14 protein-coding genes are annotated in these 19,170 nt (G+C 72.3%); 7 read left to right on the forward strand and 7 right to left on the reverse strand.

Annotated elements, in window-relative coordinates; translation table 11 throughout:
- Positions 1-19: 19 nt before the first annotated feature.
- The 5 genes from AB0H75_RS04745 to AB0H75_RS04765 all read left to right on the forward strand — a co-directional run bounded on the left by AB0H75_RS04745 (position 20) and on the right by AB0H75_RS04765 (position 6,936).
- On the forward strand, positions 20-2,245 hold the full coding sequence (locus tag AB0H75_RS04745) for a [protein-PII] uridylyltransferase (protein WP_367790331.1): 2,226 nt from the start codon (positions 20-22) through the stop codon (positions 2,243-2,245).
- Positions 2,246-2,391: 146 nt separating this feature from the next.
- Positions 2,392-5,544 carry a nitrate- and nitrite sensing domain-containing protein gene (locus AB0H75_RS04750; protein ID WP_367790334.1) on the forward strand — a complete coding sequence of 1,051 codons (3,153 nt, stop codon included), beginning with the start codon at positions 2,392-2,394 and terminating at the stop codon, positions 5,542-5,544.
- Positions 5,545-5,565: 21 nt separating this feature from the next.
- On the forward strand, positions 5,566-5,988 hold the full coding sequence (locus AB0H75_RS04755; protein WP_188190739.1) for a roadblock/LC7 domain-containing protein: 423 nt from the start codon (positions 5,566-5,568) through the stop codon (positions 5,986-5,988).
- 26 nt (positions 5,989-6,014) lie between these two features.
- Positions 6,015-6,377: a DUF742 domain-containing protein gene (locus AB0H75_RS04760; protein ID WP_367790338.1), complete on the forward strand. Its 363-nt coding sequence runs from the start codon at positions 6,015-6,017 to the stop codon at positions 6,375-6,377.
- The gene (locus AB0H75_RS04765; RefSeq protein WP_367790342.1) at positions 6,358-6,936 is read left to right on the forward strand and encodes an ATP/GTP-binding protein; all 579 of its coding nucleotides are present in this window, start codon (positions 6,358-6,360) and stop codon (positions 6,934-6,936) included. The genes AB0H75_RS04760 and AB0H75_RS04765 overlap by 20 nt, the downstream gene beginning before the upstream one ends.
- Here the strand turns inward: AB0H75_RS04765 and AB0H75_RS04770 are convergent.
- Positions 6,933-7,721: an ABC transporter permease gene (locus tag AB0H75_RS04770; RefSeq protein ID WP_367790345.1), complete on the reverse strand. Its 789-nt coding sequence runs from the start codon at positions 7,719-7,721 to the stop codon at positions 6,933-6,935. The two genes, AB0H75_RS04765 and AB0H75_RS04770, sit on opposite strands and share 4 nt — an antisense overlap.
- A 23-nt stretch (positions 7,722-7,744) precedes the next feature.
- Positions 7,745-8,677, reverse strand: coding sequence for an ATP-binding cassette domain-containing protein (locus tag AB0H75_RS04775; protein WP_367790349.1), 933 nt, complete (start codon positions 8,675-8,677; stop codon positions 7,745-7,747).
- 79 nt (positions 8,678-8,756) lie between these two features.
- Here AB0H75_RS04775 and AB0H75_RS04780 point away from each other — a divergent pair, with 79 nt between their 5' ends.
- Positions 8,757-9,527 carry a TetR/AcrR family transcriptional regulator gene (locus AB0H75_RS04780; RefSeq protein ID WP_367790352.1) on the forward strand — a complete coding sequence of 257 codons (771 nt, stop codon included), beginning with the start codon at positions 8,757-8,759 and terminating at the stop codon, positions 9,525-9,527.
- On the opposite strand, the gene betA is transcribed toward AB0H75_RS04780, so the two are convergent.
- From betA to AB0H75_RS04805, 5 genes are read right to left on the reverse strand one after another with little or no spacing between them, the layout of a single operon-like run.
- Positions 9,502-11,160, reverse strand: a complete 1,659-nt coding sequence (gene betA / locus AB0H75_RS04785; protein WP_367790355.1) for a choline dehydrogenase — start codon at positions 11,158-11,160, stop codon at positions 9,502-9,504. The two genes, AB0H75_RS04780 and betA, sit on opposite strands and share 26 nt — an antisense overlap.
- Entirely contained in the window at positions 11,157-12,095 is a 939-nt protein-coding gene (locus AB0H75_RS04790; protein WP_367790358.1) for an ABC transporter substrate-binding protein, read from the reverse strand. The genes betA and AB0H75_RS04790 overlap by 4 nt, the downstream gene beginning before the upstream one ends.
- Positions 12,096-12,148: 53 nt before the next feature.
- Complete coding sequence (locus tag AB0H75_RS04795) at positions 12,149-13,123, reverse strand: ABC transporter substrate-binding protein (protein ID WP_367790361.1); 975 nt, start codon at positions 13,121-13,123, stop codon at positions 12,149-12,151.
- Entirely contained in the window at positions 13,120-15,081 is a 1,962-nt protein-coding gene (locus tag AB0H75_RS04800) for an ABC transporter permease (protein ID WP_367790363.1), read from the reverse strand. Before AB0H75_RS04800 ends, AB0H75_RS04795 begins: the two co-directional genes overlap by 4 nt.
- Positions 15,078-16,133, reverse strand: a complete 1,056-nt coding sequence (locus AB0H75_RS04805) for a glycine betaine/L-proline ABC transporter ATP-binding protein (protein WP_367790366.1) — start codon at positions 16,131-16,133, stop codon at positions 15,078-15,080. The genes AB0H75_RS04800 and AB0H75_RS04805 overlap by 4 nt, the downstream gene beginning before the upstream one ends.
- A gap of 344 nt (positions 16,134-16,477) precedes the next feature.
- Between AB0H75_RS04805 and AB0H75_RS04810 the strand changes: the two genes are divergently transcribed.
- The gene (locus tag AB0H75_RS04810; protein WP_367790369.1) at positions 16,478-19,165 is read left to right on the forward strand and encodes a nitrate- and nitrite sensing domain-containing protein; all 2,688 of its coding nucleotides are present in this window, start codon (positions 16,478-16,480) and stop codon (positions 19,163-19,165) included.
- The last annotated feature ends 5 nt before the right edge of the window (positions 19,166-19,170 follow it).

Here is a 19,170-nt window from a genome sequence, read left to right on the forward strand (position 1 = left end):
CGCACAGTGAGGGGGCACGGTGAGGGGAGAGGCTCGTTCGTACGCCGCGGCCCGCAAGGAGCGGACCGCGGACACCGACCGCTGGCTCAAGGATCTCTTCCGCACGGCGAGCGACGGCGAGCACGTCTCGCTGATCGCGGTCGGCAGCCTGGGAAGGGGCGAGCCGGCCCCGGGCAGCGACCTCGACCTGGTCCTCCTCCACGACGGCCGCCCGGACGTGGCGCGGATCGCCGACCGGATCTGGTATCCGATCTGGGACTCCGCGGTCGGCCTCGACCATTCGGTACGCACCGTCGAGGAGGCCGTGGCGGTCGCCCGCCAGGACCTCAAGGCCGTGCTCGGCCTCATCCAGGCCCGCCACGTGGCGGGCGACCCCGAGCTGACCAGGAAGGCCAGGGAGGCGGTGCTCGCCGAGTGGCGGGCCGACTCCCGGCGCAGGCTCGGCGAGCTGCGGGAGGCCGCCGACAAGCGGGCCCAGGTCAGCGGCGAGCTGGCCTTCCTCCTCGAACCCGACCTCAAGGACGGCCGCGGCGGGCTGCGCGACGTCCAGGCCATGCAGGCCGTGGCGGCGGCCTGGGTCGCCTCCGCGCCCGGCCCCCGGGTGCGCGAGGCCCACGAGTTCATCCTCGACGTGCGGCACGCGCTGCACGTCGTCACCGCCCGCGGCACCGACCGGCTGGTCCTCCAGGAGCAGGACGCCGTGGCCGGGCTGCTCGGCCTCCTCGACGCCGAGGCGTTGATGCGCCGCCTCGCCGAGGCCGGCCGCACCGTCTCCCACGCCTTCGACGGGACCTGGCGCACCGTTGACAAGCTGGTGTCAGGGCCGGCTCCGCGCGGCCGCCGCCCGCTGGCCGACGGCGTGGTCGAGCACGGCGGCGAGGTCGTCCTCGCCAGAGGGGTCTCCCCCCGCACCGACCCTGTCCTGGTGCTGCGCGCCGCCGCCGCGGCGGCCGACTCCGGGCTGCCGCTGGCGCCCGCCACGGTCTCCGTTCTCGCAGCTCAGTCGCCTCCCATGCCGGTCCCGTGGCCGGAGGAGGCCCGCGACGCGCTGGTGTCGATCCTCGGCGCGGGCCGCGCGGCCGTGCCCGTGTGGGAGGAGCTGGACCAGGCCGGCATCCTTGTCAAGCTGCTCCCTGACTGGGAGCGGGTGCGCCACCGCCCGCAGCGCAACCCGATCCACCGCTTCACCGTCGACCGGCACCTCATCGAGGCCGCCGCCAACGCCGCCAGCCACACCCGCGAGGTCTCCCGTCCCGACCTGCTGCTGATCGCGGCGCTCCTGCACGACATCGGCAAGGGCTGGCCCGGCGACCACTCGGCGACCGGCGAGGTCGTGGTGCGCGACATCGCCACCCGCATCGGCCTGCCGCCGCAGGACGTCGAGACCCTGGCCGTCGTCGTCCGCCACCACCTGCTGCTGCCCGAGACGGCCACCCGCCGCGACCTCGACGACCCGGTCACGATCGAGAAGGTCGCCGCCACCGTCGGCACCCGCGAGGTGCTCGACCTGCTGGCCGCGCTGGCCGTGGCCGACGGCCACGCGACCGGCCCGGCCGCCTGGAACGGCTGGAAGGCCGGGCTGGTCGCCGACCTCGTGCGCCGGGTCAGGTCCGTGCTGGCCGGCTCGCCGCCGCCCAAGCCGCCCACGTTGTCGGTGGAGCAGACCTCGCTGGCCAGGCACGGCGGCGGCGCGGTCCGCGTCCACGGCGGCAGCGTCACCGTCGTCGCCCCCGACCGGGTGGGGCTGCTCTGGAGCGCGGCCGGCGTGCTGTCGGCGCACCGGCTCATCGTGCGCTCCGCCTCCTCCGCCTCCGCCGGCTCCACGGCGGTGATCGAGTTCTCCGTGATCCCCGAGTACGGCTCCCCTCCCGACCCGGCGACCCTGGAGTCCGACCTCCGCCTCGTCCTTGCCGGACGTCTTGACATCGAGCAGCGATTGGCCCGCCGGGCCAGGTCCGTGCGGCCGCCCCGCGTACCCGTGGCTCCACCTCGGGTGACACTGGTCGACGACGCCTCCGCGACGGCCACCGTGGTGGAAGTCAGGGCCCATGACAGGCCGGGCCTGCTGTGGCGCATCGGGCGGGCGTTCGGGGAGTGCGGTCTTGACGTGCGGGCCGCTCGCGTGGAGACTCTCGGCGCGGAGGCGGTGGACGTGTTCTACGTGGTCGACCGCGCCGGTCGCCCCCTCAGCGACGACGCACAGCGGGCACAGGTCCGGGATCACGTGCTTGCCGCACTGCGATGACCGACGGCAACGGCCGCCGGTCACGTTTGTAACAATTGTGTCCGGATTGTCGGTTGTGACACTCGCTCGGATACCTTGTGGACGGCTTCGAGCTTGGGCGGTCTTGAAGCCCGTCTCGACGGGATGATTGAGGGGTAGCGGAAGCAGTGACTACGGGGAATTCCGACAGCGGCCCAGCCGCGCAGCGGGATCGCGGGAAGCGGCCGCTGTCGCGCTTCGGGCTGCGCAACTGGCGGGTGCGCTGGCGTCTGACCGCGCTCATCCTGGTCCCGACGATCGCCGCCGTCGTGCTGGGCGGCTCCCGGGTGATCGAGTCGGTGCAGAGCATCGCCGACTACGACCGTACGGCCGCCGCCGCCGGGCAGGCCGGCCACATCCGCGACCTGCTGCAGGCGATCGGGCTGGAGCGTGACACCGCGGGCTGGATCGGCGCCAGCCGCGCCATGCGCAAGCCGCTGGCCACGCCGCTCGCCCAGCGCAAGGCCGCCGTCGACAAGCTGGTCACCCAGGTGCGCGCCGACCTGGACACCATCGACGACTCCTACGGCCCCCGCGTGGTCAAGGCCGCCGACCGCGCCAGGTCCGACCTCGCCCGCCTGGCGCGCATCCGCGCCGAGGGCCAGACCAACACCATCCAGTACGACTTCCTGACCGACACCCTGCTCACCCTGCACGACGAGCTCGGCCTGCTGTCGGACGACTCGCAGATCGTCGGCCAGTTCCGCGCGCTCGGCGCCCTCGCCGCGGCCAAGGAGGAGGTCTCCCGCCAGCGGGTCCTGCTCCTGCAGGCCAGCTACGACACCGAGAAGGTGGACGCCAAGACGGTCGAGCAGTTCATCGCCTCCAACGCGCGCGAGCTGAGCGACATCGCCACCGTCGGCACCGAGGCCGGCACCGACATCGGCCTCGACCTGTCCAAGACGCTGGCCGCCAAGCCCGAGTACGTCAGCGTCCAGCTCACCAAGTCCCGCGCGGTCACCCTGGCCAGCGGCCGCAAGCCGGGCGTGCGCATCGCCGACAACCTGATCTCCGCCCGGGCCAGCCGCCAGCAGTGGTTCGACGAGAACGGCGTCGTCATCGACGTCCTGCACGACATCGAGGAGAGCCTGGCCGGCCAGGTGGGCCTGCGCAGCCAGGAGCTGCGCGGCTCCGAGTCCCGCAACGCGATCATCGCCGGCGTCATGATCGTCGCGCTGCTGCTGCTCGTGCTGCTGCTCACCGTGGCCATCGCCCGCTCCATGGTCACCCCGCTGCGCCGGCTGCGTACCGAGGCCCTGGAGATCGCCGGCTTCCGCCTGCCCGACGTGGTGCGCCAGCTCCGCGTCAACGGCGACGCCCAGATCGGCGAGGTACGCCCGATCGCCATCGAGGGCAACGACGAGATCGGCGAGGTCGCGCGGGCCTTCGACCAGGTGCACCGGCAGGCCGTGCGCCTGGCGGGCGAGGAGGCCGAGCTGCGCGGCAACATCAGCTCGATGTTCGTCAACCTCTCGCGCCGCACCCAGACGCTGGTCGAGCGGCAGATCTCGCTCATCGACGGCCTGGAGAAGGGCGAGGAGGACGGCGCCCGCCTGGCCGACCTGTTCAAGCTCGACCACCTGGCCACCCGCATGCGCCGCAACTCCGAGAACCTGCTGGTCCTGGCCGGCCACGAGGCCACCAGGCGGCGCAGCCAGCCGGCCAAGCTCGTGGACGTCGTGCGCGCGGCCCTGTCGGAGGTCGAGGGTTACGAACGCGTCCAGGTGCGGGTGCACCGCGGCACCTCGGTGCTCGGAAGCTGCGCCAACGACCTCGTGCACCTGGTCGCCGAGCTGGTCGAGAACGCCATCCAGTTCTCCCCGAGCAACTCCAACGTCGTCGTCACAAGCAGCCCCATCGAGGGCGGCGGGGCGCTGCTGTCGGTGAGCGACACCGGCATCAGCATGACCGAGGACGAGCTGGCCGAGGCCAACCGCCGCCTCGCCGAGCCGCCCGTCGTGGACGTGTCGGTCTCGCGGCGCATGGGCCTGTTCGTGGTCGGCCGGCTGGCCCTGCGCCACGGCATCCGGGTGCAGCTCAGGAAGGGCGAGGGCGCCGGGCTCATCGCCATGGTGCTGCTGCCGCCCGCGCTCATCGCCGACGGGCAGCAGCAGCCGCTGCCCCAGCGGCCCGCCTTCGGCGGCGGCACCGCGCCCACCCCGGCCTTCGGCGTCGGCACCGGGCCGGTGCTCGGCGGGCGGCCCGGGGGAGCACCCGGGCCGGTCGCCAACGGGACGTTCCGGTCCTTCGGCAGCTTCGAGTCCTTCGACGCGCCGCGCGGCCCCGCCCGGCCGCAGGGGCCCGGCACGTACGACAGCGCGCCCGGCCCGGCCCGGCCGCGCGGCTACGACCTCCCCCCGCAGGGCCCCGGCGCCCCGCAAGGGCCCGGCGTCCCGCAGGGTCCTGGCGCGCAGGGTCCCGGCGCGCAGGGTCCCGGCGCGCAGGGTCCCGGTGCGCAGGGTCCCGGTGCGCAGGGTCCCGGTGCGCAGGGTCCCGGTGCGCAGGGTCCCGTCCCCGCCCAGGGGCCCGGCGGTCACAACGGCACGCCGGGCACGCCCCGGCACGCGTACGGCACGTTCGGCTCCGACCCCGCCCAGGCGGGGGTGAGCGGGTTCACCGCCGACACCGACGGCGGCTCCTACCGCGGCCGGCCGCCCGCGTCGTTCGACTCCGGCGCGTACCCGTCGTACCCGAGCATCGGGTCCTACCCGGGCAACGGCAGCGGCAATGGCAACGGCCACGGCGCATCGGGAAATGGCGCGTTCCACACGCCGCCGCCGATGCCCGCGTACCCGACCAACGAGGTGCGCACGCCGGACCCGACGCCGTCGGTCGAGGTCTCCCCGATGGAGCCCGACCAGGAGGAATACCTGCCGATCTTCGCGTCGGTGGAGTCGGCCTGGTTCCGCCGGCCGCCGGGCGAGCAGCCCCCGGGACGGGCGCAGGCGCAGGGCGGGGGTGAGGCCATGCCCGCGCAAGCCGTACCCTCTGGGGAGGAATCGTGGCGGACGGCCGCCGACGCCGGTTGGCAGGCGGCGGCCAAGGCCAGCGAGCCCAGCCTCGGCGGCATCACCGCCGCCGGGCTGCCCAAGCGGACCCCCAAGGCCAACCTGGTGCCGGGCACGGCCGCCCAGCCGGCGGCGGCCCAGCAGCCGCAGCGGCAGGCCCCCGCGCCGCTCCCGGTCTCCGCGGACCGGGTGCGCAGCCGGATGGCCGCCTTCCAGCAGGGTGTGCGGCGGGGCCGCCAGGAAGTACGTCAACAGGAGGAACAGAGTGAGTAAGCGTCCCGCCGGGGAGGATGCGTGACAACGCTGAGCCATGAGGCGCACCGGTTCGACTGGCTGATCACCGACTTCGTGCGGAACACGCCCGGGGTCGCGCACGCCGTGGTCGTCTCCGCCGACGGCCTCTGCCTGGCCGCCTCCGAGGGCTTCCCGCCGGACCGGGCCGACCAGCTCGCCGCCGTCTCGGCCGGCCTGCTGAGCCTGACCGTGGGCGCGTCCAGGGTGTTCGAGGGCGGCGCGGTGACGCAGACCGTCGTCGAGATGCAGCGGGGTCTGCTGCTCGTCATGGCGATCAGCGACGGCTCGGTGCTGACGGTGCTGGCGGGTCCGGATTGTGACATGGGTTTGGTGGCGTATCAGATGACGCTGCTGGTAGACAGGGCGGGACAGGCGCTCACGCCCGCCCTGCGCGCGGAACTCCAGGCCGCAAGGGCGCGGTGATGTGATGGAACTGATGGGAGAGGGCCGTGTACGGCAGTGACGGGATCGGGGACGAAGAGCCCCTGTTCCGTCCTTACGCGGTGACCGGTGGCCGTTCCGAGCCGCGCTATCACCTCGCGATGGAGACCCTGATCTCCTCGATGTCGATCCCGGACGAGGAGATGGCCCTGCTCACCCCCGAGCAGGAGGCCATCATGCAGCTCTGCAGGACGTTCCGGTCGGTCGCCGAGATCTCGGCCCTGCTCCGCGTCCCGCTGGGCGTGGCCAGGGTGCTCGTGGCGGACATGTCCGACGAAGGGCTCGTCCGCCTGCACCAGCCACGCCTCCAGCAGGGACAGCCAGACCTCAACATGCTCGAAAGGGTGCTCAGTGGACTACGCAGGCTCTAGCCCCGGCCTCACCTCGACGAAGATCGTCGTGGCCGGGGGGTTCGGCGTCGGTAAGACGACGTTCGTGGGGGCGGTGTCGGAGATCCTTCCGCTCACCACGGAGGCGGTCATGACCGACGCGTCCGCGGGCATCGACGACCTGGGGATGACCCCCAACAAGCAGACCACGACCGTGGCGATGGACTTCGGCCGGCTCTCGCTGGACCGGGACCTGATCCTCTACCTGTTCGGCACGCCGGGCCAGCACCGGTTCTGGTTCATGTGGGACGACCTGGTACGCGGCGCCATCGGCGCGGTCGTGCTCGTGGACACCCGCCGGCTGGCCGACAGCTTCCCCGCGATCGACTACTTCGAAGAGGCCAAGCTGCCGTTCGTCATCGGCATCAACGGCTGGGACGGGCAGTTCCTGCACTCCGACCAGGAGGTCAGGGAGGCGCTGGCGCTCTCGCCGCACACGCCGATCGTGCGCACCGACGCCCGCGACCGCGAGTCGGTCAAGGCCACGCTGATCGCGCTCGTCGAGCACGTCGTACGGCTGCGCGCGGCGCCCGTCCACTAGCGGTCCAGCCGCCGGTAGCGGCGGACCGACAGGGTGAAGAACACGGCGGTGATCGCCAGCGGCCACAGCACGGCCATGAGCACCGCGTGCTGCGCCGCCCAGGACCCGCCGCCCCAGCCGGGGTTGCCGAAGAGCTGCCGGGCCGCCGCGACGGTGGACGACAGCGGGTTCCACTCGGCGATCGTGCCCAGCCAGCCCGGCATCGTGCCGGGGGCGACGAAGGCGTTGGACAGGAAGCCGACCGGGAACTCCAGTGCCTGGACGGCCACCGTCGCGCCCGGCTCCCGGGTCAGCAGCCCCAGGTACACCCCGGCCCACAGCAGCGAGAAGCGCAGGAGCAGCAGCAGGCCGACCGCGCCGAGCGCCCCGCCCGCCGTGGCGGGACGCCAGCCGACCGCGAGACCGCAGGCCAGCAGCCCGGCCAGGACCAGCGCCGAGTGGAGCAGGTCGGCGACGGCGCGGCCGGTCAGCACGGCCGAGGAGGCCATCGGCAGGGAGCGGAAGCGGTCGGTGACGCCTCTGGCGGCGTCGGTCGCCACGGCGGTCATGGTGGCGCTCAGACCGAAGAGCATCGTCATGCCGTACATGCCGGGCATGAGGAAGGCGAAGTAGTCCGCTCCGTCCGGCACCCTGACCGCGCCGCCGAACAGGTAGCCGAAGACCAGGGTGATCATGATCGGGAAGGCGATCCCGAAGACCGCCGTCATCGGCTGGTTGCGCCAGTGGATCAGGTCGCGCCGGGTGACGCTCCACCCGTCGGCCAGGGCCCATCGCAGGGACGTCATGCCCGCTCTCCTTCCGAGGGACGTCATGCCCGCTCTCCTTCCGTCAGGGTGAGGAAGACCTCGTCCAGCGTCGGCCGGCGCACCGCGATGTCCTCGGCCTCGACGCCGGCCGCCGACAGCTCCGCCAGCACCTCGGCGAGGGCCCGCACCCGGTCGGCCACCGGCGCGGAGACGCGGCGGGTGTCCGGGTCGACCTCGGCCGGCCCCGAGGCCACCCGGCCGGCGATGGCGGCGGCCTGCGCCAGCCGCTCCGGGTCGCGGATCACCAGGTCGAGCCGGTCGCCGCCGAGCGTGGACTTCAGCTCGTCCGGCGTGCCCTCGGCCACCACCCGGCCCGCGTCCACGACCGCGATCCGGTCGGCGAGCTGGTCGGCCTCCTCCAGGTACTGCGTGGTCAGCAGCACGGTGGTGCCGCCGGCGACCAGCTCGCGCACCGCGCGCCAGATCCCGGCGCGGCTGCGCGGGTCCAGGCCCGTGGTCGGCTCGTCGAGGAACAACACGGGCGGCGCCAGGATGAGGCTCGCCGCCAGGTCGAGCCGGCGCCGCATGCCTCCCGAGTACTCCCGGGCCGGGCCCTCGTGCTCCAGCCCGAACCGGTGCAGCAGCTCCTCGGCCCGCGCCCGGGCCGCCGCCGCGCCCAGGTGGTGCAGGCGGCCGAACAGCTCCAGGTTCTGCCGGCCGGTCAGCAGCTCGTCCACGGCCATGTGCTGGCCGACCAGGCCGATGGTGCGGCGTACCTCGCGGGGGCGGCGCACCACGTCGTGCCCGGCCACCTCGGCCCGGCCGCCGGACGGCCGCAGCAGCGTGGTGAGGACGCGCACGGCCGTGGTCTTGCCGGCGCCGTTGGGCCCCAGCAGGCCGCACACCGTGCCCTCGGCCACCTCCAGGTCGAGGCCGTCGAGCGCGGCCTTGCCTCCGTAGGTCCTGCGCAGCCCCTGCGCGAGCACTGCCGTCATGACGGCCTCCCTTCGAATCGTACGCTGTACCGTACATAATACGGTAAGGGTTGGCAACCGTACGGTGTACCGTACGAAGGTGACCGTCGAATACTCGGGAAAGGGCGACCCCGCCCGCAGCTTGGCCCTCCTGTGGCGCACCAGCGAGCGCACCAGCCGCAAGGGCCGGCCGGAGCTGAGCGTCGAGCGCATCGTGCGCGCCGCGATCGAGGTGGCCGATGCCGAGGGCCTGCAGGCGCTGTCCATGCGCCGGGTGGCCGAGCGGCTGGGCGTCGGCACGATGTCGCTCTACACGTACGTGCCGGGCAAGCCGGAGCTGTTCGACGTCATGCTCGACACGGTCTACGGCGAGACCGCCCGCCCGCAGGACGTCCCGGGCGGCTGGCGGGGCCGCCTGGAGCAGATCGCCCGCGAGAACTGGGCGCTCTACCTGCGCCACCCGTGGCTGCTCCAGGTGGCGGCCAACCGGCCCGTGCTCGGCCCGAACGTGACCGCCAAGTACGACTACGAGCTGCGCGCCGTGGACGGCATCGGCCTGACCGACCTGGAGATGGACGCGGTGATCACACTGATCACCGGCTTCGTCCACGGCACGGCCCGGGGCGCGGTGGAGGCGGCCCAGGCCGAGAGCAGCACCGGCATGACCGACGAGCAGTGGTGGGCCGCGCACGCGCCCTTCCTCGCCCGCATCGCCGACACCGACCGCTGGCCGGTGGCCGGCCGGGTCGGCCGGGCCGCGGGCGAGGCCATGAACGCCGCCTACAGCCCCGAGCACGCCTTCGAGTTCGGCCTGCAACGCGTGCTCGACGGCATCGAGGTCCTGGTCAGCCGCCGCTCGCCGGCTCCTTAGCCCGGTAGAACGCCACCCGCTCCGGCGGCAGCGGGGTGTTGCCGAGGATGAGGTCGGCGGACTTCTCGGCGAGCATCATGACCGGCGCGTAGATGTTGCCGTTGGTGACGTAGGGCATGGCGGAGGCGTCCACGACGCGCAGGCCGTCGAGCCCGTGCACCCGCATCGTGCCGGGGTCCACCACGGACAGCTCGCCGGTGCCCATCGCGCAGGTGCACGACGGGTGCAGCGCGGTCTCGCCGTCGCGGGCCACCCACGCCAGGATCTGCTCGTCGGTCTCCACCTCCGGACCCGGGGAGATCTCGCCGCCGTCCAGGTCCGCCCAGGCGGGCTGGGACAGGATGTGCCGGGCGTGCCTGACGGCCTCCACCCACTCGCGGCGGTCCTGCTCGGTGGACAGGTAGTTGAAGCGCAGGGCGGGCTTGACCCGCGGGTCGGGCGAGGTGACGCGTACCGAGCCGCGCGCGTCGGAGTACATCGGGCCGATGTGCACCTGGTAGCCGTGCCCGCCGGCCGGGGCCGAGCCGTCGTAGCGGACCGCCAGCGGCAGGAAGTGGAACATGAGGTTGGGGTAGGCCACGTCGTCGTTGGAGCGGATGAACCCGCCCGCCTCGAAGTGGTTGGTGGCGCCGGGGCCGCGGCGCAGGAACAACCAGTTCGCGCCGATGAGGGGCCGCCGCCACAGTGCCAGCGACGGCTGCTGCGAGACCGGCCGCCGGCAGGCGTGCTGGACGTAGACCTCCAGGTGGTCCTGGAGGTTCTCGCCGACGCCCGGCAGGTCGTGCACCACCTCGATGCCCAGCGGCTCCAGCAGGGCGCGCGGGCCGACGCCCGAGACCTGGAGGAGCTGCGGGGAGTTGATCGCGCCGGCGCACAGGATCACCTCGCCGGCCTCGATCCGCTCGCCGCCCACCTGCACGCCGACCGCCCGGGTGCCCGCGAACAGCACCCGCTCGACGAGCGCCCGGGTCCGGACCGTGAGGTTGCGGCGGTGGCGCACCGGGTGCAGGTACGCGCGGGCGGCGCTGAGCCGGCGGCCCCGGTGGACGTTGCGGTCGAAGGCGGCGAAGCCCTCCTGGCGGTAGCCGTTCACGTCGTCGGTCAGCCGGTGCCCGGCCTGCTGGACGGCGGCGAAGAACGCCTCGAACAGCGGCCCCTCGGCCGGCCCGCGCTCCAGCTTCAGCGGCCCGTCGCCGCCGCGGAAGTCCGTGCCGCGGAAGTCCGTGCCGGGATCGGCCAGGCAGCTCTCCATGCGCTTGAAGTACGGCAGGCAGTGGGCGTAGTCCCAGCGCTCCATGCCGGGATCGGCCGCCCACCGCTCGTAGTCCAGCGGGTTGCCGCGCTGGAAGATCATGCCGTTGATGCTGCTGGAGCCGCCGAGGACCTTGCCCCGCGCGTGGTAGATACGCCGGCCGTCCATGTGCGGCTCGGGCTCGGACTCGTACTTCCAGTCGTAGCGGGCGTTGCCGATGGGGAACATCAGCGCGGCCGGCATGTGGATGAAGACGTCCCACAGGCTGTCGGGCCGCCCGGCCTCCAGCACCAGCACCGACGTCGAGGGGTCGGCGCTGAGCCGGTTGGCCAGGGCGCAGCCGGCCGAGCCGCCGCCCACGATGACGAAGTCGAACCTCACCGGGGGATCCAGTCCTTCCACACGATCTTGTTCTCCGCCACCCACTCGGCGGCGGCCTGCTCGGCGCTCCGCCGGTCGTTGATCATGGCGCCGGCGACCGCGTTCTGGTCGTCGTTGGTCCAGGAGAAGTTGCGGACCAGCTCGTAGGCCCGGCCGCCGCGCTCCGCGAAGTCCCGGCTGACGATCTTGTCCAGCAGGTACGGCGGGTAGTCGCAGGCCACCTTGGCGGCGTTGGCGTCGCAACCGACGGCGTACGGCGGCAGCGCGACCTTGACCAGTTTCACCTTGCTGAACAACCATTGCGGCTCGTAGAAATACATGAGCAGCGGCGTGCGATTCTTCGTGGCGTCCTGGGCCGCCTTGATCAACGCGTCCTCGCTGCCCGAGTAGACGACCTTGTAATTCAGGCCGAGGTTGCGCACCAGAGCCTCGTCATTCGTGACGAACGACGGGTCGCCGTCCAGGAGTTGCCCGGCGTTTCCCGTTTTTTCGGTCCGGAAGAGGTTCGCGTACTTGTTGAGGTTTCGGTAGTCCGTAATACCGGGATATTTCTTGGCCATCCACTCGGGGACGTACCAGCCGATCACTCCCTTGTTCCCGGTGAGGCCGGCCGACAGCGCCACCTTCTTCTGCTCGACGTACTCCTTCTTCAGCTCCGGATGGCCCCAGTTCTCGATGATCACATCGACCTTGCCGGTCTCCAGATCCCGCCAGGACTGGTCCTCTTTCATCTTCCGCGTGTTCACCGTGTAGCCCAGCTCGTGCTCCAGCAGGTAGGCCAGCACGGCGGCCTGGGCCTCGTAGCCGATCCAGCCGTGGATGTCGAGGTTGACGGTCTTCCTGGCGCCGGTGGCGGCGCCCGGCTCCTCGCCGGAGCAGGCCGTCAGGAGCAGGGCGGCCGCGACCAGCGGCCCGACGAGCGTCTTCATGCGCATGAGAGGTCTCCGGGGCTCGCGGCCCGCCGCCCGCGGGCCGCGGCCGAGAGGGGTCACTTGGGGATCCAGGCCTGCCACGTGGCGGTGTTGGCCTCGACCCACTTCTTGGCGGCCTGCTCGCCGGTCATGCCGTTGTTGGTCATGTCGTCGGCGACGGCGTTCTGGTCCTCGTTCGTCCAGTTGAAGTTCTTGACCAGCTCGTAGGCCCGGCCGCCGGTGTCGGCGAACTTCTTGCTGACGATCTTGTCGAGGTCCATCTCCGGGTAGTCGCAGGCGACCTTCTTCGGATCGGCGTCGCAGCCCTCGGTGTAGGCGGGCAGCTTCACGCGCACCAGCTCGGTCTTGCTGAACAGCCAGTGCGGGTCCCAGAAGTAGAACAGCAGCGGCTTCTTCTGCTCCTGCGCCTGCTGGGCGCCCTTGATCAGGGCCGCCTCGCTGCCGCCCACCACGACCTTGTAGTTCAGCTTGAGGTTCTTGATCAGGGCTTCCTCGTTGCTGACGTACGACGGGTCGCCGAACAGCAGCTGGCCCTTGCCGCCCGACTCGGAGGTCTTGAACAGGTCGGCGTACTTGTTGAGGCTCTTGTAGTCGGTGATGTCGGGGTACTTGTCGGCCATCCACTTGGGGATGTACCAGCCGATGACGCCCTTGTTGCCCGTGGAGCCGGCCTCGACCGCCACCTTCTTCTCGTCGATGAACTTCTTCTTCAGGTCCGGGTGGCCCCAGTTCTCGATGATGACGTCCACGTCGCCGGTCTCGAAGCCCTCCCAGGCGAGCTGCTCCTTGATCTCGGGCAGCTCGACGGTGTAGCCGAGCTCGTTCTTCAGCAGGTACGCCACCACGTTCGCGCTGGCCTCGTACCCGACCCACGGGTTGATCGCGATCTTGACAGTGCCCGCCGGGCTGCCGGAGCCGCTCGGCGGGGCGGCGGCCGAGGCGCTGGGCGAGGCCGTCTCGACCTTGGCACCGCCGCAGCCGGCGGCGGCCAGGCCGAGGGCGAGTAAGCCGGCGAGCAGGCGCATCTTCATGTGCTTGTCCTTCTTCGGGGGGTTCTTCCACGAGGGGAAGGGGTGCGGAGGGAGGAGGTGCGGGAGGAGGGGCGCCGGTCCGCGCCCTGCGTGATGCGGTCGAGCATGACCCCGAGCAGCACGGTCGCGACGCCGGCCACGAAGCCCAGCCCGAAGTCGGTGCGCTGGGAGAAGCCGACGACCACGTCGTAGCCGAGCGCCCCGGCCCCGACCAGGCCGCCGACCACCACCATGGCCAGCGTCATCACGATGCCCTGGTTGGCGGCCAGCAGGATGGCCCGCCGGGCCATCGGGAGCTGCACCTTCCCCAGGAGCTGGCCCGGGGTGGAGCCGGCCGACACGGCGGCCTCGGTGACCTCGGCGGGCACGGCCCTGATGCCGTCCTCGACCAGGCGCACCACCGGCGGCACGGCGTAGATGACCGAGGCGAAGATCGCGGTGAAGCGGGTGGTCTCGAACAGCGCCAGCGCGGGCAGCAGGTAGACGAAGGCCGGCATGGTCTGGGCGGCGTCCAGCAGCGGCCGCTGGACGGCCGAGTAACGCGGCGAGCGGGCCGCGGCCACCCCCAGCAGCAGGCCGATCACCAGGGTGACCAGCACCGCGACGGCCACCGTGGTCATCGTCTGCATGGCGTGCTCCCACGTGCCGAGCAGCGCGATCGCCAGCAGGCAGCCGAGCGCGGTCAGCGCCGCGCGGGCGCCGCTGACCCGCCAGGCGACGGCCAGCACCGTGAGCGCGACCAGCCACCAGGGGGTCGAGGTGAGCAGCGACTCCAGGGGGTTGAGCAGCGCGTTGGAGGTCAGGTCCTTGACGAACGTGGTGACCGGGTACCAGCTCGTCTCGGCCCACCGTACGACGGCGTTGACCTCGGCGACGACGTTGACCGTCCACCCTTCCGGCCAGGTGCGGGGCAACACCGGGACCAGCGCCAGCCCGGCGGCGGCCAGCACGCCCGCGGCGGCCAGATCGGCCCGGCCCGGCCGGGTACGCGGCCCGCGCCGCGACAGGGCGGTCATCATCCGGTCGAGCACGATCGCCATGACCACGATGGCCACGCCGGCCGGCAGCATGAGGCCGACCTGCGCCCGCGACAGGCCCCGGATGATGTCGCCGCCGAGCCCGGGGGCGGAGATCAGGTTCGCGATGACGACCATGGACAGCGCCATCATGATCGTCTGGTTGACCGCCAGCGCCATCGTGGGCCGGGCCAGCGGCAGGACGACCTTGAACAGCGTCTGGCGGCGGGTGGCGCCGAGCGAGGCCGACGCCTCGACCGCCGTGGGGGAGACCTCCGAGACGGCCAGCGCGGTGATGCGGATGGCCGGCGGGATCGAGTAGATCATGGTGGCGATGGCCCCGGCCGGGGCGCCGATGTGGAAGAACAGCGCGAGCGGCGCCAGGTAGGCGAACGTCGGCATGATCTGCATGACGTCCAGCACCGGCGTGATCGCCCGCCGCGCCCGTCCCGACAGGCCCGCCCAGACGCCGATCGGCACGCCGATCGCCAGCGACAGCAGCACCGCCACCGCGACCAGGGCGAGGGTGTCCACGCTGGACTGCCACAGGCCGAGCACGCCGAACGCGCTCACCCCCGCCGCCGCGAGCAGCGCGACCCGCCACCCGCCGGCCAGCCAGGCCAGCGCGCCCAGCACGCCGGTCAGCCCCGGCCAGCCGAGGGCGGACAGCCCGCCGTCGAACAGGTCGTACAGGGAGCCCACGAAGAGCCGGATGTAGTTGAGGAAGTACAGGAAGAGCGGGTTGTCGTTGCGGTGCTCGTCGATCCACTCGCGCAGCTCGGTGACGGCCAGGAACTGCGGGGCCTCCTTGTCGTGCGGCAGCGTGCCCGTGCCGCGGAAGACCAGGTACGCCGCCACGACCAGCACCGCCGCCCCGGCCGGGGCCGCCCACCGCGGGATCCTGATCCCGGAGGGCGTGCCGACCGCCGTGGTGCTGCTCATGCCCCCGCCCTGACCGCCGTGTCCTGCCCGGACAGGAACGTCAGCAGGTCCACCCGGTCCACGACGCCGGCCAGCTCGCCGCCGTCCACCACCCGGATCGGGCGGGCGGAGGCGGAGGCCGCGCCGATCGCGTCCTTGACGAGGGTGCCCGCCGGCAGCTCCGGGCCGTCCAGGGCCTCGCCGGGCTCGGGGTCGCGCATGATCCAGCGCAGCGTCAGCACGTGGCTGCGCGGCACGTCGCGGACGAAGTCGGCCACGTAGTCGTCGGCGGGCGCGCCCACCAGCTCCTCGGCCGTGCCGAGCTGCACGATGGACCCGGCCCGCATGATCGCGATCCGCTCGCCCAGCTTGAGCGCCTCGGACAGGTCGTGGGTGATGAACACCATCGTCTTGCCGACCTCGCGGTGCAGGCGGACCACCTCGGCCTGCATGTCCCGCCTGATGAGCGGGTCGAGCGCGCTGAACGGCTCGTCGAACAGCATGACCCGCGGGTCCACGGCCAGCGCCCGGGCCAGGCCGACGCGCTGCTGCATGCCGCCGGAGAGCTGGTCGGGGTAGGCGTCGGCGTAGCCGTCGAGGCCGACGAGGGACAGGATCTCGCCCGCCCGCGCGTGCCGCTCCGCCCTGGGCGTGCCCTGGATCTCCAGGCCGTAGGCGACGTTGTCGATCACCTTGCGGTGCGGCAGCAGGCCGAAGTGCTGGAAGACCATGCTGACCTGGTGGCGGCGGATCTCGCGGAGCCGGGCGGGGGAGGCCCGGCCGATGTCCTCGCCGCCGATCGTGACGGTGCCCGCGGTCGGCTCGATCAGGCGCGTCAGGCACCGCACGAGCGTGGACTTGCCGCTGCCCGACAGGCCCATCACCACGAAGACCTCGCCCGGGCGCACCTCGAAGCTCACGTCCCGCACCGCGGCGGTGCAGCCGGTCTTCTCTCGCAGCGCGGCCGGTTCGAGGTGCCTGTCCTCGCTGTCCAGCACCCTGCGTGCCCGGGACCCGAAGATCTTCCACAGGCCCGCGACGGTGATTGCCGCGCTGTCGGGAGAATCCCCCACGCTCGCCTCCTCCGTTTGCCGTCGCTCAACATATGTGGTGAATAACGACGATCTCAACGGTGTGACCGGTCGGAGACCAGGGCGCTTCCTGCGTGTTATTGCTTCGAAACGTTCAAATCACCCATTAGGCGACATCGAGTGAGTCAGTGCCTCATTTCTGGCCCATCGGTCGGGGAACGTGGAGCCCCAGATTTGGCCTCACGTACCACATGGATCGATTTTTGTCGCGATATGTTTGGGTAGCCGCCACGCCAAGTGATGTGTTCCAATTACCGGCACTTGCTGATTTCCTCAGGGGACACAGCCCCCCCTCAAATACGCCGATTCGGGCGAGGTGCGTTCCGGTGACTACACAGCTGGGCCGAAGGAGGCAGACCGGCGAAGGCAACTGGCGCCTGCGCAACTGGCGGGTGCGGGCGCGGCTCGTCGCGCTGATCCTCATCCCCACGGCCGCCGCCGTCCTGCTGGGTGGCATCCAGGTGCTCGCCTCGACCTCCGCGGCCGGCGACTACGCCCGGACGAACCAGTTCGCCCGGCTCTCCCAGGAGCTCGGCGCGCTCACCCACGCCGTCTCCGGGGAACGCGCCAGGATGTCCTGGTACATCGCCCGCAACCGGCCCGCCAACGCCCTCGGCGAGGTCCAGAACCAGATGGACGAGACCGACCTCGCCGCCAAGGACGTGCGGGCCATCGCCAGGCAGCTCCTCGGCGAGGTCACCGGCCGCACCGCCGACCAGCTCGAACAGCTCCTCGGCCGGCTCGACGACCTGAGCGCCCTGCGCAAGCAGGCCCTGGAGGCCGACCTCCTGCCCGGCCCCGCCGTCGAGCTCTACACCACGGTCGTCGGCGACCTGCTCTCGGTCCACAACGAGCTGATCAAGGGCAGCACCGACGACGAGCTGTTCCGCCAGACCCGCATGCTCGACGCCCTGGCCCGTGCCAAGGAGAGCGTCTCCTACCAGCAGGCCCTGGTCACGGTCGTGCTCACCGAGGGCGCCTTCGACCCCGCCCGGCTCGAACGTTTCCTCGGCGAGCAGTCCGAGGAGGCCGCCGAGCGCAAGGCGTTCGCCGCCGAGGCCACCGCCGCGGAGCGCCGCCTGTTCGACGAGACCGTCAACGGCAACACCGCCGAGCGCATGTTGTTCCTGCGCGAGCTGGTGCTCATCCGGGCGACCAACGGCCTGCCGCTGCGCGGCCTCGACCTGAGCAGGAAGGACGACGCCAGGGAGTGGTTCACGGCGTCCGAGACCGTCGTGAACGCCATGCGCACGGTCGAGCAGCGCCAGGCCGCCGGCATCCTCGCCCGCAGCGAGGCGCTCAGCGCCGACGAGCGGCAGCGCGCCTTCGTCACCGCGGCCGCCGTCCTCGCGCTGCTGGTGGCCGTGCTGCTGGTCACCACCGGCGTGGCCCGCTCCCTGGTACGGCCGCTGCGCCGGCTGCGCGGCGAGGCCCTGGACATCGCCGGCAAGCGGCTGCCCGCCTTCGTCCAGCACCTGCGCGAGTCGCGCGACGGCGCGGCGGACGTCGAGGTCCCGCCCATCGGCATCTTCACCAGGGACGAGGTGGGCGAGCTGGCCCGCGCCTTCGACGAGGTGCACCGCGAGGCCGTGCGGCTGGCCGGCGACGAGGCGCGGCTGCGCTCCAACGTCAACGCCATGTTCGTCAACCTCTCGCGGCGCAGCCAGACCCTGGTCGAGCGGCAGCTCACGCTCATCGAGAAGCTGGAGCGCGGCGAGCGCGACGACACCCGGCTGGCCGACCTGTTCAAGCTCGACCACCTGGCCACCCGCATGCGCCGCAACAGCGAGAACCTGCTCGTCCTGGCAGGCCAGGAGGCCGCGCGCAAGTGGAGCGAGCCGGTCGAGCTGATGGACATCGTGCGCGCGGCCCTCGGCGAGGTCGAGAGCTACGACCGGGTCAGCATCCAGGTCCAGTCGGACGTGGCCGTCGCGGGGCAGGCCGTCACCGACGTCGTGCACCTGCTCGCCGAGCTGATCGAGAACGCGGTGTCGTTCTCCCCGCGCGAGACCAAGGTCGTCATCTCCAGCAGCCGCATCGACGGCGGCTCGCTGCTGCTGTCGGTCACCGACAACGGCATCGGCATGAGCCAGGAGGAGCTGGCCGAGGCGAACTTCCGGCTGGCCAACCCGCCGGTGGTGGACGTGTCGGTCTCGCGGCGCATGGGACTGTTCGTGGTCGGGCGGCTGGCGCTGCGGCACAACATCCGGGTGCAGCTCCGCCGCCAGGACATCGGCGGGCTGACCGCCATGGTGCTGGTGCCGCCGATGTTGCTCACGGCGGTGCCGGGCGCCGTGCCGGGCGCGCTGCCGGGCGCCGTGCCGGTCCAGCAGCCCCAGCCCCAGCAGCCCCACCCCCAGCAGCTCCACCCCCAGCAGGCGCAGCGGCCGGTGCCGACCGTACCCCCGCCGCCGATGCCGCCGGTCCCCGCGGGCCCGTCCGCGCCGGGGGCTCTGCCGCAGCGCCGGGGCGCGGGGGCGGCGCCGCCCTTCGCCGGGCATCCGTCGTTCGACGCGGCGATGCCCGCGTCCGAGTCGTCGTCCTGGTTCAGCTCCCCGTCCACGCACACCGGCTCCGCCTCGCTGGACGGGGTGCCCGGCACGGGGTCGTACCCGTCGTTCGCGACGCCGCTGCCCGCGTACCCGGCCGAGCCGTCCAAGGACGAGTTCCTGCCGATCTACGCGTCCGTGGAGGAGGAGAGCAGCTGGTTCAGCAAGTCCGCGCCGACCGCCGACCACCGCGAGCCCGAGCCCGCGCCCGAGCCCGGCTGGTCCTCGCCCGCCGACGAGGGCTGGAAGGCCGCCGGCGCCGCCGCCGAGCCGACGCGGAGCGGGACCACGAACTCCGGCTTGCCGAAGCGCACGCCGCGCGCGAACCTGGTACCGGGCACCGCCAACCCGAAACCGCCGCCCGCTCCCGCTCCTCCGCTCTCCCCCGACCGGTTGCGCAGCAGACTGGCCAGCTACCAGCAGGGCGTGCGCAGGGGCCGGTCGGAGCTTGAGGAGGACTCATGAAGGAG

The organism is Nonomuraea sp. NPDC050783 (assembly GCF_040802095.1).
In the GTDB taxonomy this organism is placed as follows: domain Bacteria; phylum Actinomycetota; class Actinomycetes; order Streptosporangiales; family Streptosporangiaceae; genus Nonomuraea.